Here is a 15,429-nt window from a genome sequence, read left to right on the forward strand (position 1 = left end):
TTCCTGTTGTCCGCCCCTGATTGAAGCGGTTGAGTCGACCTGAATCGGCCGAACTTTTCCGGTAGCTTGAACGGCATTGCGCTCAGCATGTGAAACTTTGGTCGGATTCTTCCGGTGAGGTCAACCCAAACTGCCTTGAAAACAGGCATGGGGAAGTGTGTGCCTAAAGCGCGTGCAGGCCTTACGCGCGCCCCAGGCGGGACAGACGCCAGGCCCGGATCGCATCGAGAAAGCTCTGTCTTTTGAGCTCTGCAAGCTCCGTCGCCTCCTCATCCGCGCCCCAAAGCTCCGCCTGCCAATCCTCGTCGAGTCGCGAGGCTGACCAGATCGCCTCGGCATCCGGCTTGTCGGTCGCCGCAAGCCCGAGAACGAGCGAGCCAGTCAGCGAGACAAGATCGTGAAAGGCGGCGAGACCGAAAATGTCCATCGCATGAACCTCCGACCTCAGCCGCTCCAGCGCCTCGGGGTCTTGCGGCCTGTGCATCAGCCCCGTGCGCGGCTCGAGCCGTGCGTCATAGCGAGACGCGGCCCAGTCGAGATAGGGATCCCAGGTTTCCGCCTGGCGCAAGACCAGCTCTTCGGGGCCGTCCGCGCGGTAGCACAGAAGGTCGCTGTCCCCGTAATCGGCAAGCATGTCCGCAACCTCGGCATGCTGCACCGACAGCTTGTCGATGGCGGCATTCGCGCTGCGCGTCATCGGCATGGAAGTCGGGTCGATCGTCTCATCCTGCGCCTGCCATTCCTCGGCAATCGCCGCGGCGTAGTCGCGTGTCGGCAAGAGAAGCTGCGCCTTTGCTGGCGTGCGAACCGGCTTGCCGTCGAGGGTCACGCGGTAGCCGCCCGCCACCTCCTCGGCTTCGGCTGCGCTCCAGAAGCGCCGCATCGCCCATCCGCTGCTCATCGCTCGCTCCATATCTCGTTCAATAGCCTGTGCAGCGTGCCGATCTCATCGATCAGATAGTCAGCGCCCGCGAGGCGTTCGCGCGGGTGATACCCCCAGGTGACGCCGATGAAAACCAGCCCGGCGGCGCGGGCCATTTCCATATCGTATTCGGTATCGCCCACCATGACCGCGTCCTCCGGGTCGAGGCCCGTCTCCGCCAGCGCCGCATAAAGCATCGCGGGATGTGGCTTGGACGGGTGATCGTCGGCGACCTGCTCGGTCACGAAACGCCCCGAGAGCCCCATGCTCGTCAGGAGTGCGTCGAGACCCCGGCGCGACTTGCCGGTGGCGACCCCCATCAGCCAGTGCGGGACCGCGTGTATATCGTCCAGCACCTCGGACACACCCGGATAGAGAGGCGAACTCGCCGCCGATCCGGCCGCAGCGCGGCGCGCGGCGTAGCTGTCCTTGTAGGCCGCCACCATCGCGGCGAGCTTGTCACCATCCGCGCCCGAAAGACGCGCGATGGCCTCGGGCAAGGACAGACCGACAATGCCAAGGATCTCCGCGCGCGCCGGGGCGGAACGGCCCACGGCGGCGAAGGCATCGCCCATCGCGCCAACGATATCGGCCTGGCTGTCGACGAGCGTGCCATCGACATCGAAGACGACGAGCCGCAGATCGCTGCTCATCCATCCTCCGCGAAAGGATCGGTCGGCACGTCGCGCGCGTCCCAGGCGACGTAATCCCAGGTTTTTTCCATGTGCTCGGGCAAGGGCGCCGTGATGTTCAGGCGGATACCGGTCACCGGATGCGTGATACTCAGCGCCCGCGCGTGAAGGTGCAGCTTTCGGCTGATCTCTCCGCCAAGCTGCGCGCCCCAGCCATCGCCAAGGTTTTCCTGCCCCGAGCCGCCGTATTTGCCGTCTCCGACGATGGGATGGCCCAGCGCCGCCATATGCGCGCGCAACTGATGCGTGCGTCCCGTCACCGGCACAAGCGCCACCCAGGCGGCGCGTTTGCCAAGCTCGGACAGGACCGCGTAATCGGTCGTCGCGTTCTTCGCGCCTTCGGTGGTCTTCACCTCGTCGGGATGGACGGGCAGCATCTTCTCGCCTTCGCCGCCCTTGCCGTGGCCTGGGGCTTTCACGAGGCCCATCTGGATCGTGCCCATGCGCGGGGCCGGCACGCCTGCGACGGCGGCCCAGTAGATCTTGCGCGTCTCGCGCGACCGGAAGGCGGCGGTCAGATCCTTCGCGACCTCCCGCGTCCGCGCCAGCAGGAGAACGCCCGACGTGTCCTTGTCGAGCCGGTGGACAAGGCGCGGCTTCTCATCGAGCCCGAAGCGCAGTGCCTCGGCGAGACCGTCCACGTGCTTTGTCTGCTTCGAGCCGCCCTGTGTCGGAAGCCCCGGCGGCTTGTCGAGCGCGATGATATGCTCGTCGCGGAACAGCACGCAGGCCCGGATCATCTCCGCGTCGGCATCCGAAACGGTGGGCTTCGGGCGCGACTTGACCTCGCCGGGCTCCGGGATCGGCGGGATGCGGACTTCCGCCCCGACTTCGAGGCGATGGTTGGCCTTCACCCGGCCGCCGTCGACGCGCAGCTCGCCCTTGCGGCACATCTTCTCGATCAGCCCCTGCGCGAGGTGCGGGAAGAGCCGCTTGAGCCAGCGATCGAGCCTCTGGTCGCCGTCGCCAGGTCCGACCGCAATGGTCTGTACGCCGCTCATTGCACAATGCTCCTAGCCAGGATCAGGCCCGCGGCGATCGCCGCGAGGGACAGCACGACCGAAGCCGAGACATACAAGGCCGCCGCGCCCACCGCGCCCCGCTCATAGAGTGATACCGCGTCGAGCGAGAAGGCCGAAAACGTGGTGAACCCGCCCAGAAGCCCGGTCATCAGGAAGGGCGCGAAGCGGTTGCTGCCGAATTGCGCCAGCATCACGACGAGGATGCCCATCAGGAACGAGCCCGCGATATTCACGATCAGCGTGCCCCAGGGCAGGCCAGGACCGAGCGCGCGGACCGCAGCCAGCCCGGTCAGGTACCGGGCCGTCGCGCCCAGAGCGCCGCCGAGTGCCACCTGGATGAGCGTGCCTGTCATGGATCGCGCTTCGCCGCTTCTCTCGGACTTGTCAAGGCGCGAGGGCTGCGCCGCGTTTCATCCGCCCCCGGCCGGCTGTATGCTGACGCGGCAATCGGAGTTACCCTCATGCTGTCACGTCGCTTCTTCCTTCAGGCCCTCGGCGCAGCCGGGACGATTCCCGCCCTGCCACGAGGAGTGCGTGCCGCACTGCCCGTGCTCGAAGCGGGTGCGAGCCGCGTGCAGATCGCGCCCGAGGGGTATTCCGATACAGCTCTCTGGACCTTCAACGGCAGCTTTCCCGGCCCCGAGCTACGCTTTGCACAGGGCGAGCGCTTCGCCTGGCGCGTGGAGAACCGCCTCGAGACGCCAACCGCGGTGCATTGGCACGGCATCCGCATCGACAACGCGATGGATGGCGTGCCCGGCGTCACCCAAGATCCGATCCTGCCGGGCACGGGGTTCGATTACGACTTCGTGCTGCCGGATGCCGGGACATACTGGTATCATTCGCACGCGCAGAGCGTGGAGCAGGTCGAGCGCGGCCTGTATGGCGCTCTCGTCGTCGAAGAGACCGATCCCCCAGAGGTCGACGCGGACATCACGCTCGTGATCGACGACATCCGGCTCGGGGACGATGCCCAGATCATCCCCGATTTCGACAATATGCACGATCGCTCTCATGCCGGGCGGATCGGCAACGTCATCCTGACAAACGGTCGGCCTCAGGCAGAGTACCAAGTCCGTCAGCACGATCGGCTGCGCCTGCGCCTCATCAACGCCTCGAACGCGCGAATTTTCGAGCTCGGACTTTACGGGCTCGCAGGCTGGATCGTGGCGCTCGACGGGATGCCCCTCGCCGAACCCGAGGCGGCTCTCGACACGCTCACGCTCGCCCCGGCGCAGCGCATGGATCTCATCGTCGATGTCACGGGCGAGGACGAAGCCTTCCTTCTGCACTTCGACCGGACGGGCGGCTACGCGCAGGCGAGCTTCCGCATCGGCTCGGGCACCCGCGCACGCAGAGAGCCACCCGCGGCGCTGCCGCCCAACCCTGACTTCCCCATCGACCTTGCGAATGCGGTTCCGCAGCGCGTTCTGATGGAAGGCGGCGCGATGCGCGGTCTCTCCGAGGCGATGCATCTTGGTGAAGTGCTCACGGGGCGCCAACTGGCCGAAAAGGGTCTGTTCTGGGCGTTGAACGGTCAGGTGGGCCGGGACATGCTGCCCCTTCTCGAAGTTCCGCGCGGTCAAAGCGTGCGGCTCGGCATCGTCAACGACACCGCCTTTCCGCACGCGATGCACCTTCATGGCATGCATTTCGCCGAAGTTTTGCCGGACAGCACACTTGGGCCGCTGCGCGACACCATCCTCTTGGCGCAAGGCGAGACCAAGGAACTTGCCTTCGCCGCGCACAATCCCGGCGACTGGCTCTTTCATTGTCACATGCTTGGGCATCACGCGGCAGGGATGGGCACCTTCATCCGCGTGACCGGCTGAGCAGGTCTTGCAAGACTCGGCGGCTTCGGCCACGTTTTATCAATTGATCAAATTCTGCCAGCCGGGAGGCTCCCCATGGACGGCACTCTGAGCGCGAACGACCTGTCGCACATCGTCACCGCCGACAAGGCGCATGTCTGGCATCACCTGAGCCAGCACAAGCCGTGGGAGACATCGGACCCCAATATCCTCATCGAGGGCAAGGGGATGCGGGTCTGGAACCAGAACGGCAAGGAACATCTCGACGCCGTCTCTGGCGCGGTCTGGACAGTGAACGTGGGCTATGGACGCGAGGAAATCGCGCGCGCTGTCTACGATCAGCTCTGCAAGATGAACTACTTCGCAGGCGCGGCGGGCACTGTGCCGGGCGCATTGTTCGCCGAGAAGCTCATCGAAAAGATGCCGGGCATGAGCCGGGTCTATTACTGCAACTCAGGCAGCGAGGCGAACGAGAAGGCCTTCAAGATGGTCCGCCAGATCGCGCACAAGCGCTATGGCGGCAAGAAGCACAAGATCCTTTTCCGCGACCGCGACTACCACGGCACCACGATCGGCTGTCTTTCGGCCGGCGGGCAGGACGAGCGCAACGCGCAATACGGCCCCTTCGCGCCGGGTTTCGTACGGGTGCCGCATTGCCTCGAGTATCGCCGCCACGAACAGGACGGCGCACCGGTCGAGAATTATGGCGAATGGGCCGCGAACCAGATCGAGGAAGTTATCCTGCGAGAAGGTCCGGACACCGTGGGCGCGCTCTGCCTCGAGCCAGTGACCGCAGGCGGCGGCGTTATCGCCCCGCCCGAAGGCTACTGGCCCCGCGTGCAGGAGATCTGCCGCAAATACGACATCCTTCTGCATATCGATGAGGTCGTCTGCGGCGTCGGGCGCACCGGAACGCATTGGTTCGGCTACCAGCATTACGGGGTCGAGCCAGACATGGTCACGATGGCCAAGGGCGTCGCCTCGGGATACGCGGCGATTGCCTGCCTGACGACGACGGAGGCGGTCTTCGATCTCTTCAAGTCGGACGAGACCGATCCTATGGACTACTTCCGCGACATCTCCACCTTCGGGGGATGTACTGCCGGTCCCGCCGCCGCGCTCGAGAACATGGCGATCATCGAGCGCGAGGATCTGCTCGAGAACACGACGCGGATGGGCGACTACATGCTCGGCCGCCTGAACGAGCTAAAGGACAAGCACCGCATCATCGGCGATGTGCGCGGCAAGGGTCTGTTTCTCGGTGCCGAGCTTGTCACCGACCGCGACACGAAAGAGCCGGTCGAGGAAGCCCGCGTCAAAGCCGTCGTCGGCGACTGCATGAAGCAGGGCCTGATCATCGGCGCGACGAACCGCTCCGTGCCCGGCAAGAACAACACGCTCTGCTTCTCGCCCGCGCTGATCGCCAGGAAGGACGATATCGACGAGATCATCGAGGGCGTGGACGGCGCGCTGAGCCGCGTCTTCGGGTGAGCGAGGCGAACACGTTCGGCCAGCCGGTCGGGGACAGGGTCGAGATCGCCCTGCCCCGGCCGCGTCCGCCGCGAGAACCGATGCAAGGCCGAACCTGTGCCTTGGTGCCGTCCGTTCCGGACCACGCGGAGGCACTTTTCGCAGCGTATGCGGAGGATAGAGACGGGTGGAACTGGACCTACCTGCCCAATCCTGCTCCGCGTGACGCTGCGGAGATGCGCGCCCGGCTCGAGGAGATGGCCGAGAGCGACGATCCCCAGTTCTATACGGTTCTGGACGGCGACGGGCAGCCCTTGGGCACCGCCAGTTACCTCAGGATCAACCCCGAAGCGGGCAGTATCGAGGTCGGGTGGATCAGCTTCTCGCCGCGCCTTCAGCGGACGATCATGTCTACCGAGGCAATGGCGCTGATGATGACGCGCGCCTTCGATGAACTGGAATACCGGCGCTATGAGTGGAAATGCGATGCGCTGAACGCGCCGTCGCGTGCGGCAGCCGAACGGCTGGGCTTCACCTATGAGGGAACGCACCGACAGGCGACCGTCGTGAAAGGGCGCAACCGTGACACGGCGTGGTTCTCGATCCTCGATCAGGAATGGCCCCGGATCAAGCGCGGCCTCACCGCCTGGCTGGATCCGGGAAACTTCGATGAAAAGGGGCGCCAAATGACGCCCCTCTCCGATCTATTCCGCCGGTGACGGTTCTGCGCCCCCGTCGCGCCTGCCGTCGATACGGTCGGTCGTCGGTAGGGTTGCGCCCTCGCCGTGCAGATCCTCCGCTGTCGGCCGCGTGCCCACGGTGATGTAGTCGATATCCTCTGCCGCCAGCCCGATCGCGAGCGACGGGATCATCATGAACACCAGACAGAAGATCGGGAGCCCGACCACGGTGATGACCTGTTGCAAGGCTGTCAGGCCCGCTTCACCCGCCAGCATGATGAGCAGCACCGCGATGGTCCCTTCCGAGATACCCCAGAACAGGCGCTGCTGAACGGGGCCGGCATGGGCCTCGCCGGTGCAGAGCATATCCACGACGAGCGATGCGGAGTCCGACGAGGTGGCGAAGAAGATCGCCACAATGATGACCGCGAAGCCCTGGATCAGCGTCGTGAACGGGAAGTTCTCGAAAAAGGCGAACATCGCCAGCGGGATAGAGTTGGACACCGCCTCCGACAATTGACCGGCCGCGTCGCCCATCTGATCGCGCGCTGCGGCGCCGATGCCGTCGAGCTCCATCGCCTGCCAGCCGAAGATCGCGAACCAGATCAGCGTGAAGAGCGACGGTGCCAGAAGAACGCCGAGCACGAATTCGCGGATCGTCCGGCCTTTCGAGATACGCGCCACGAAAAGGCCCATGAACGGCGACCAGGTCACGGTCCAGGCCCAGTAGAAGACCGTCCAGGAACCCTGCCAGCCCCATTCATCCGTATCGGGCCGCACATCGGACAGCATGTCGTTCCAGAACGCGAGACGCGGCAGGTTGTGCAAGTAGAGCCCTGCGGTCTCCACGATCCCGCGCAACAGGAACAGGGTCGACCCCGTTACGAGAACAAAGATCATCAGGGCTACCGCCATGCCGATATTGATGTTCGACAAAAGCTTAACGCCGCTGTCGAGGCCCGCCACGATAGAGCCGACCGCAACTGCGGTCAGCGCAACGATGATGAGGATCTGCACGAACGGCCCGTCGCCGGTTCCGAAAAGCTCATTAAGGCCCGCAGCGACCTGGCTGGAGCCGAGACCAAGCGAGACGGCGACGCCGAACAGCGTGCCGAGGATCGCGACGACGTCGATGGTCTTGCCGATCTGCCCGGAAATCTTGTCACCGAGAAGCGGATAGAACACCGAGCTCACGCGCACCGGCAGCTTATAGCGATAGATGAAATAGGCAAAGGCGAGGCCCGGAAGCGTGAAGATCGTCCAGGTGTGCAGCCCGAGGTGATAGAGCGCGATTGAGATCGCGTCCTGCGCGGCCTCGGCCGAATGCGCCTCGACGCCAGGCAGCGGTGGCGTCGCGAAATGGCTCATCGGCTCGGCCACGCCCCAGAACATCAGCACGGTCCCGATCCCGCCCGCGAAGAGCATCGTGAACCACGACACGAACGTATATTCCGGTCTCGAATTTCGCCCGCCAAGCCGAATATGCCCGTACCGCGATGAGGCGACCCAGATCAGGAAGCCAAGCCAGACATTCACGCCAAGTACGAAGAACCAGCCGAGATTGGTGACGATCCAGGCGCGCGCCGCTTCGAAGGCGGATCCGATCGGACCTGGAGCGATGATCAGCGCCAGGGCGAAGACCACCATGAAAATAGCTGAGAAAAAGAAAATAGTCGGGTCGGTCCTGAGACCGCAACGGCGGGCGAGGGATTCCATCGCACATCCTTCCTGCGGCGGAACCGCCCGCCACTTTGGAGTGAGTGATAAGGTCTTACGCCACGGAAACAGATTTGGTTCCCGTTAGAGTTCAGCGAATTTCAAGATCTACGCGGGTAGCCTTTTGTCGCACCGGCCCGTGTCTCGGGCTGCAAATTCACCATCTTATCGAGCCCGGCCGGTCGTTGGACCGTTTCACGACGACGCTGCGATGAAGACACGGCCTACATTGAAAGCCCATACCAGCCGCGTTTTCGGGATAGCGAACGGGATGAGCGGGCCCGCACATTCGCCAAGGAGGGATCAGGCAGTCCGGGCTCTAGCGTCGCGTCAGCCGATACCCGCCGCCGAACGATACACGCATCTCCACCGAGGATGCGATGTTTCAGGCGGCCCAAACGCAAAAGGCCGTGCCCGGTGGCACGGCCTTCAGCTTGCTCGGCGCGTAACGCCGATCAGTCGTTCACGCTGTCCTTGAGAGCCTTTGCAACGGTCACCTTGACCTGCTTGTCAGCCTCTTTCTTGAACTGCTCGCCGGTCGCGGGGTTGCGGACCATGCGCTCGGGGCGCTCGCGGCAGTAGAACTTGCCGACACCGGGGAGCGTCACGGCACCGCCGCCGGACACTTCGCGCGTGATGATATTCACCAGCGAGTCGAGCGCGGCCGTCGCGGTCTTCTTGTCGCTGTCCATCTCTTCTGCCAGCGCGGTCACGAGCTGGCTCTTGGTCATCGGCTTCGCCATTCCTGTCTCCTTCGTCATCCCCTATTGGGGGCTCAATTCGTTATATGAACCGCATATTGCGTGAGAACACAACAATTAGGGTTCGCTTTCCCCAACAAAACAAGCTCTTTTTTAGCATTACACGCCGTCAAAGGAAGGCCGTTTCATCGAAACTACGCAACTTTCGGCTGTGCACGCGGGCGAGGGGCATCTCGCGGAGGATCTCCATCGCGCGGATGCCGATCATCAGGTGGCGGGCAACCTGTGTCCGGTAGAAGTCCGAAGCCATGCCCGGCAGCTTGAGTTCTCCGTGCAAGGGCTTGTCCGAAACGCAGAGAAGCGTGCCGTAGGGCACGCGGAAGCGGAAGCCGTTTGCCGCGATGGTCGCGCTTTCCATGTCGAGCGCGATCGCCCGGCTCTGGCTGAGACGCTGAACCGGCCCATGCTTGTCGCGCAGCTCCCAGTTGCGGTTGTCGACGCTGGCGACAGTGCCGGTCCGCATGATGCGTTTGAGATCGTACCCCTTGAGTTCCGTCTCGGTCGCCACCGCCTCCTCGAGAGAGGTCTGGATCTCGGCGAGCGCTGGGATCGGCACCCAGACCGGCAGATCGTCATCGAGAACGCGGTCCTCGCGGAGATAGGCGTGGGCCAGCACGAAATCGCCGAGCGACTGCGAATTCCGAAGCCCCGCGCAATGCCCGACCATGATCCAGGCATGTGGACGCAGAACCGCGATATGGTCCGTGGCGGTCTTGGCGTTCGACGGACCGACGCCGATGTTCACCAGGGTGATACCCGACCCGTTTGCACGCTTGAGGTGATAGGTCGGCATCTGCGGCATCTTTGGTGATAGGGGCAGATCGCCGTCGGGCGTCGTGATCTCGTGGTTGTCCGTCGCAACGAAGCTCGTATACCCGCTTTCCGGATCGGCGAGCGCGGCACGGGCATAGGCTTCGAACTCCGTCACGTAGAACTGGTAGTTCGTGAAAAGCACGTGATTCTGAAAGTGCGCCGGGTCCGTGGCGGTGTAATGCGCGAGACGGGCGAGCGAGTAATCCACGCGCTGCGCGGTGAACGGGGCAAGGGGCTCGGTACCGTCCTCGGCCGCCTTGGCGACGCCGTTGACGATATCGTCGTTCGTTGTCGTGAGGTCGGGCACGTCGAAGACATCGCGCAGGATAAAATCCGCCGCGCCTTCCTGAGGGACGGTAACGCCCGCGCGGCTGGAGACGGCGAAGTGCACCGGCATCGGCGTCGCCGACAGGCCGATCCGAACCGGAACGCCGTGGTTCTCGATCAGAAGACCGATCTGCTGCTCAAGATAGGCTCGGAACAGATCCGGCCGGGTGATCGAGGTCGCATGCATGCCGGGCGCCGCGACATGTCCGAAGGCAAGCCGGCTGTCGACCTTGGCGAAGGTCGCCGTGGCGATACGCACCTCTGGATAGAACGCCCGGTAGCGCACGCCCGGATGCCCTTCCTCCATCGCCGCCTGGAAGCGGTCGCACAAAAATCCGGTTGCGATATCGTAAAGCTCGCAAAGACGCGCCACCGCTGCGGCGGGGTCGTCGAACGTGGCCTCTTCCGGCACTGTCGGGGTGACCAGTTCAACACCACCCATGAAATCCTGCATCCTGTCCTCACGCGATCGATTGCGCGCAAACTGACACCGGCGCATCGCGGGATCAAGCAAGGCTGATCGTCATCGGCGGAACCCCGGGCCGATCGCCGGGGTTTGCCGCAGATGCAGACCATCCCCGATCTCGTTTACTTCCCCGACGACCGCCCCGGCATCACTCGCCGGAAGCGAGGACGTGGCTGGAGCTATACCGCGCCCGACGGCACCCTGATCGCGGACAAGAAGGAACGCGCCCGGCTCGATGCGATGGCAGTGCCGCCGGCCTATACCGATGTCTGGATGTGTCCCGACCCGCTCGGCCATCTGCAGGCGACGGGGCGGGATGCGCGGGCGCGCAAGCAATATCGCTACCACCCCGATTGGACCGCCTTTCGGGCTCGGCAGAAATTCGATCACCTGCGCGCATTCGGCACCGCGTTGCCGTCGATCCGCCGACGCATCCAGCGCAACCTGCGCGACGGTGAGGCGGGCGATCAGAGCTTCGCCATCGCCGCGATCCTGGCACTGCTCGACCGGGCGAACCTGCGGGTCGGCAATCCCGACTACGCCCGGCAGAACCGAACATTCGGTGCCACGACCCTGCGCCCCCGCCACCTGTCGCTCGAAGGCGGAAAGGTGCACCTCACCTATCGGGCCAAGGGCGGCGATCTCGTGGAGAAGGAGCTGCGGGATCAGACGCTGAACCGCGTGCTCGACCGGCTCGACGATCTGGGCGGGCCGACGCTTGTGTCCTGGGAAGACGAAACCGGCACCGCGCGCGCCGTCACCTCTGCGGAGGTGAACGCCTATCTCGCCGGGCAGACGGACAGCGATGCCATCACCGCGAAGACCTTCCGCACGTGGAACGGCACCGTGACCGCCTTCGAGGTCGCAATGCGCGAGGAGAGCCTGACGATCAAATCCATGACCGAAGCCGCTGCGGAGCGCCTGCACAACACGCCCGCGATCTGCCGATCGAGCTACATCCATCCCGATGTGATCGCACTCGCGGAAACACCTCTCGCGGAGCGTCGCCGCCTGATCGAGACCGCTCCCGAGACGCGCGGACTCCGGCAGTCGGAGGCGGGGCTTCTGAACCTGCTCTAGCGCATCTGGCGTTCCTCTGCCGCTCCACCTAACCTCTGATCTCGACAGCGACAGGAGGATCAGATGGGCGAAAGAAAAACCGCGCGCGGCGTCGATCTGCCCGGCTTGCGCGCATGACGATAACGGTCCGCGAGGCCGATCCGCGCGCTCCCGAGGCGCTGGCCTGTTTGCAGCGCTACTACGCCGAACTCGATGCCCGCTTCGATGGCGGCTTCGACGTGACGCTCTCTGCAGATCCCGAAGCGCCACAGATGATGCCCCCGCTCGGCAGCTTCCTGATCGCCGCGCGCGAGGGTCGCGATCTCGGCTGCGTCGGTCTCAAGGGCGACGGAACTGTTGTCGGAGAAATCAAACGCCTCTGGGTCTCGCCCGAGGCGCGCGGCGCAGGGCTTGCCCGCCGCCTGATGGACGCGCTTGAAAACAGGGCGCGCGACCTTGGCATGTCTACGCTCCGACTCGACACGAACAGCGCGTTGCCCGAGGCCGTCGCGCTTTATCGCAATTCCGGTTGGAGCGAGATTCCTCGCTTCAACAGTGATCCCTACCCGGATGTCTTCTTCGAAAAAGCAGTACGGCAGACCGGCTGAGGCCGGCCCGCCTTCGTTTCAGCGGATGCGCTGACCGTTGGCCAGAACCTGGCCGTCTTCGGTCACGCGGATCGTCGAGCTCAGACTGTCCTCGCCGTCACCCGGCACGGTGAACATCGACATCATCATCCGCGCACCCATCGCGTCCTCGTTCGACAGGATACCCATGGAGATCAGGCTGTCGATGAGCGCATTCGCGCCGGTCAGGTTCAGCGTGGCCTCTCCCGAAGGCGCGGGCATGCCGCCGAAGGCTTCGGTGTTCTCGTTGTCGAAGGTGAAGGCCCCATCGCCGGTCAGCTCGGCACCGGCTGCCGAGAGGCGCAGCTCGTCGATCGAGACCGCGTTGATCTCGCCGGGGGCTTCGTCAGACGCCTCCATCGCTTCGGGATCGAAGAAGCTTGCTGTCGGGGTCGCCTGCCCCGACAGATCGATCACCAAGGTCGCAGGATCCCGTGGCAGGTTGCCCTGCGGATCGAACATCGACCACAGCATTTCGGATACTTCGAGCCCGTCGAGCCGGATCAGCGCCTCGAAATCCTGCGGCTCTTCCGATGCGATGACCGGCATCAGGAGAGACGTTTCGGTGGACGCGGCGGAAGCCGAGATCGGGAAGGGCACGTCCGGCGAGGAAATGTCGAATTGCAGCTCCTGCGCCGCGACACCGTAGGCAAGCCCGGCTCCCGACATCGATACCGTGAGGCTGCCGCCGCCCGAGGACGACGCCATTTCGAACGGCGCGCCATCGCTCGTGCCGGACAGTTGCGATTGCCCGCTTTCAAAGGCGATCTCGCCGGTCACGTCGAGCCCCGCCTCGATCATCTCGTCGGCCATCATCTGATCGTCGAGCTCGGGCACCGCGCCGCTGCCCGTCATCGCAACGTCCGTTAGAGCGTTCGAATAGCTGCCGGTGTCGCCGGTCTCTGGATCGGTGAAATTGAAGTCGATGCTCATCTCCTCCGCCCGGATGTCCTGATCGAAGGTCATCGGATCGGAATAGACGAGATCGAAGCCGCCGCTCATCGCGGTGAAGGCGACCTGACCGCTGGCCTGATCGTCAGGAAGGGCCTCGCCGTCCACCGAGACCTCGCGCAGGACGATGCCGAGCTCGGGCGCATCGACCGTATAGGTCATCTCGCTGTCATCCCCCGAGGCGACGAGCGACATGTCCGTATGCGTGTAATCGAGTGACAGGACCGTCTCCTGCCCCTCTTCGGTGAAGGAGACCGTGATCGGCATGGTCTCCGGGAATGTGATGAGCACCGTGCCGTCGCCCTGATCCGCGAAGGTGACGTCGCCGCCTTCCCAGACGAGGCTGCCATCGCTGTCGGACATGTCCATCCGGGCCACGAGGCCCGCGGCGGTGAGCGCGTCTCCGCTCTCGGAGACATTGGCCGTCACCTCGTAGCCCGATGTCTCGAGATAGCTGCGAAACCCGTCCCAGACCTCGCTTGGGGTGACGTCGGCCAGCGCGGGCGCGCCGGAGGCGACAAGAGCCAAGGCACTGACCCCGGCGATATGGCGAATGCGGTCGGTCTGCATGGGCATGTCTTTCCCTCGGGGCGATCTTGCGGTTGGCCGGAGCATCCTTCCTGCCCGGTGAGAGGTCAAGGGGCTGGACCGTCCGGGCCGGCCGGATTACGCCTTTGCCCGATCCGTTTTTCAGGAGGCCCTCCCATGGACATGACCGGCAAGGCCGTCTTCATCACCGGCGCGAGCCGCGGCATCGGCGAGGCCGCCGCGCGCGAATTCGCCAATGCAGGGGCGCGCGTCGCCCTCATAGCCCGCAGCGCCGACCGCATCGCCGAGATCGCGGGCGAGATCGGCGAGAACGCTATCGCCATTCCCTGCGACATCTCCCGTTTCTGGGAAGTCGAGCAAGCGGTCGAGAACACCGTCCGCACCTTCGGAAGCCTCGATGTGGTCATCAACAATGCCGGCGTGATCGAGCCGATCTCCCGTCTGGCCAACGCCGACCCGGATGCCTGGGGCAATGTCATCGACATCAATCTCAAGGGTGTCTTTCACGGCATGCGCGCCGCGCTGCCGGTGATGCGCGCGCAAGGCTCCGGCACGATCCTGACGATCGGCTCCGGCGCGGCACATGGACCCGTCGAAGCATGGTCGCATTATTGTGCGTCGAAGGCTGGCGCGCTGATGCTCACGCGGATGGCCGACAAGGAGAATTCCGAAGCGGGGATCCGCGCGCTCTCGCTCTCGCCCGGCACGGTGGCGACCGAGATGCAGCGCGAGATCAAGGCGTCCGGCGTCAATCCGGTCAGCAAGCTCGACTGGTCCGATCACATCCCGCCCGAATGGGTCGCCAAGGCGCTTCTGTGGATGTGCGGGTCCGAGGCCGATGACTGGAAAGGCGACGAAATCTCGCTGCGCGATCCCGGTATACGCGCGAAGGTCGGCCTCACGTGATCCGTGTCGAGGATGCAGGCGGTGTCCGGCGCATCACGCTCGACCGCCCGGACAAGGCCAACGCGCTCACGCCCGAGATGCTGTCGGATCTCGCAGATGCCGCGGAAGCCGCAGAGGAGATACCGGCGCTCATCCTGACCGGCACCGGCCGCGTCTTCTCTGCCGGTGCCGATCTCGACGCCGCGAAAGCGGGCATGGCCGTCTCGCCCGATTGGGAGCGGCTGTCGCGCGCCATTGCCGCCCATCCCGGTCTCACCGTCGCCGCGCTGAACGGCACGGCCGCCGGCGGCGCGATGGGAATGGTTCTCGCCTGCGACATCCGCCTGGCTGTGTCCGAGGCGAAATTCTTCTACCCGGTGATGAGACTCGGCTACCTGCCGCAACCCTCGGACCCTGCGCGCCTCGCCGCTCTGATCGGGCCGGCGCGGGCGAAGATGATCCTGATGGCAGGGCAAAAGATCACGGCAGACGAAGCCCTGAGCTGGGGCCTCGTAGACCGGATCGTGGACGCCCCCGCCAAGGAGGCGGAAGCGCTTGTGGCCGATGTGCTTGCTGCAGGCACCTCCCATGTCAGCGCGATCAAGGCCATGATCGGCTGACGCCGCCCTATCTTTGGGTTGGGACAAATACCGCGGGGGTGTGGGGGCAGAGCCCCCAC

The 15,429-nt window shown here is 64.7% G+C and carries 15 protein-coding genes; 7 read left to right on the forward strand and 8 right to left on the reverse strand.

Annotated features, from left to right (window positions below; translation table 11 throughout):
• Window positions 1-181: 181 nt before the first annotated feature.
• Genes BM171_RS00545 through crcB form a run of 4 tightly spaced genes read right to left on the reverse strand, consistent with a single transcriptional unit; the run spans window position 182 to window position 2,989 of the window.
• A complete protein-coding gene (locus BM171_RS00545) occupies window positions 182-901 on the reverse strand; it encodes an ATP12 family chaperone protein (protein ID WP_093009251.1) in 720 nt (239 codons plus the stop codon).
• A complete protein-coding gene (locus tag BM171_RS00550) occupies window positions 898-1,575 on the reverse strand; it encodes an HAD-IA family hydrolase (RefSeq protein ID WP_093008851.1) in 678 nt (225 codons plus the stop codon). Before BM171_RS00550 ends, BM171_RS00545 begins: the two co-directional genes overlap by 4 nt.
• Window positions 1,572-2,615 (reverse strand): RluA family pseudouridine synthase, encoded by a 1,044-nt coding sequence (locus tag BM171_RS00555; RefSeq protein WP_093008852.1) that lies wholly within the window; start codon window positions 2,613-2,615, stop codon window positions 1,572-1,574. Before BM171_RS00555 ends, BM171_RS00550 begins: the two co-directional genes overlap by 4 nt.
• Window positions 2,612-2,989 carry a fluoride efflux transporter CrcB gene (crcB, locus tag BM171_RS00560; protein WP_093008853.1) on the reverse strand — a complete coding sequence of 126 codons (378 nt, stop codon included), beginning with the start codon at window positions 2,987-2,989 and terminating at the stop codon, window positions 2,612-2,614. Before crcB ends, BM171_RS00555 begins: the two co-directional genes overlap by 4 nt.
• 108 nt (window positions 2,990-3,097) lie before the next feature.
• Between crcB and BM171_RS00565 the strand changes: the two genes are divergently transcribed.
• From BM171_RS00565 to BM171_RS00575, 3 genes are all read left to right on the forward strand, one after another.
• Window positions 3,098-4,468, forward strand: coding sequence for a multicopper oxidase family protein (locus tag BM171_RS00565; RefSeq protein ID WP_093008854.1), 1,371 nt, complete (start codon window positions 3,098-3,100; stop codon window positions 4,466-4,468).
• Window positions 4,469-4,543: 75 nt separating this feature from the next.
• Window positions 4,544-5,938 carry an aminotransferase family protein gene (locus tag BM171_RS00570; RefSeq protein WP_093008855.1) on the forward strand — a complete coding sequence of 465 codons (1,395 nt, stop codon included), beginning with the start codon at window positions 4,544-4,546 and terminating at the stop codon, window positions 5,936-5,938.
• Entirely contained in the window at window positions 5,935-6,636 is a 702-nt protein-coding gene (locus BM171_RS00575) for a GNAT family N-acetyltransferase (RefSeq protein ID WP_245760144.1), read from the forward strand. The genes BM171_RS00570 and BM171_RS00575 overlap by 4 nt, the downstream gene beginning before the upstream one ends.
• Here the strand turns inward: BM171_RS00575 and BM171_RS00580 are convergent.
• The 3 genes from BM171_RS00580 to BM171_RS00590 form a co-directional block, all read right to left on the reverse strand.
• Window positions 6,622-8,313 (reverse strand): BCCT family transporter, encoded by a 1,692-nt coding sequence (locus BM171_RS00580; RefSeq protein ID WP_093008856.1) that lies wholly within the window; start codon window positions 8,311-8,313, stop codon window positions 6,622-6,624. The two genes, BM171_RS00575 and BM171_RS00580, sit on opposite strands and share 15 nt — an antisense overlap.
• Window positions 8,314-8,768: 455 nt before the next feature.
• Entirely contained in the window at window positions 8,769-9,056 is a 288-nt protein-coding gene (locus BM171_RS00585; RefSeq protein WP_093008857.1) for an HU family DNA-binding protein, read from the reverse strand.
• A 127-nt stretch (window positions 9,057-9,183) separates the two neighbouring features.
• Window positions 9,184-10,656, reverse strand: coding sequence for an AMP nucleosidase (locus tag BM171_RS00590; protein WP_371418200.1), 1,473 nt, complete (start codon window positions 10,654-10,656; stop codon window positions 9,184-9,186).
• Between the two features lie 123 nt (window positions 10,657-10,779).
• On the opposite strand from BM171_RS00590, the gene BM171_RS00595 reads away from it, so the two are divergent.
• A complete protein-coding gene (locus BM171_RS00595) occupies window positions 10,780-11,760 on the forward strand; it encodes a DNA topoisomerase IB (protein WP_093008859.1) in 981 nt (326 codons plus the stop codon).
• A gap of 113 nt (window positions 11,761-11,873) precedes the next feature.
• Entirely contained in the window at window positions 11,874-12,347 is a 474-nt protein-coding gene (locus BM171_RS00600; RefSeq protein ID WP_093008860.1) for a GNAT family N-acetyltransferase, read from the forward strand.
• An 18-nt stretch (window positions 12,348-12,365) separates the two neighbouring features.
• Here the strand turns inward: BM171_RS00600 and BM171_RS00605 are convergent, their stop codons facing one another.
• A complete protein-coding gene (locus tag BM171_RS00605) occupies window positions 12,366-13,886 on the reverse strand; it encodes a DUF2125 domain-containing protein (RefSeq protein WP_139218652.1) in 1,521 nt (506 codons plus the stop codon).
• A 135-nt stretch (window positions 13,887-14,021) separates the two neighbouring features.
• Here BM171_RS00605 and BM171_RS00610 point away from each other — a divergent pair, with 135 nt between their 5' ends.
• Both BM171_RS00610 and BM171_RS00615 read left to right on the forward strand, forming a co-directional pair.
• The gene (locus BM171_RS00610; protein WP_093008862.1) at window positions 14,022-14,771 is read left to right on the forward strand and encodes an SDR family oxidoreductase; all 750 of its coding nucleotides are present in this window, start codon (window positions 14,022-14,024) and stop codon (window positions 14,769-14,771) included.
• On the forward strand, window positions 14,768-15,370 hold the full coding sequence (locus BM171_RS00615; protein WP_093008863.1) for an enoyl-CoA hydratase/isomerase family protein: 603 nt from the start codon (window positions 14,768-14,770) through the stop codon (window positions 15,368-15,370). The genes BM171_RS00610 and BM171_RS00615 overlap by 4 nt, the downstream gene beginning before the upstream one ends.
• The last annotated feature ends 59 nt before the right edge of the window (window positions 15,371-15,429 follow it).

This window comes from Roseivivax halotolerans, from assembly GCF_900115815.1.
Classification (GTDB): Bacteria; Pseudomonadota; Alphaproteobacteria; order Rhodobacterales; family Rhodobacteraceae; genus Roseivivax; species Roseivivax halotolerans.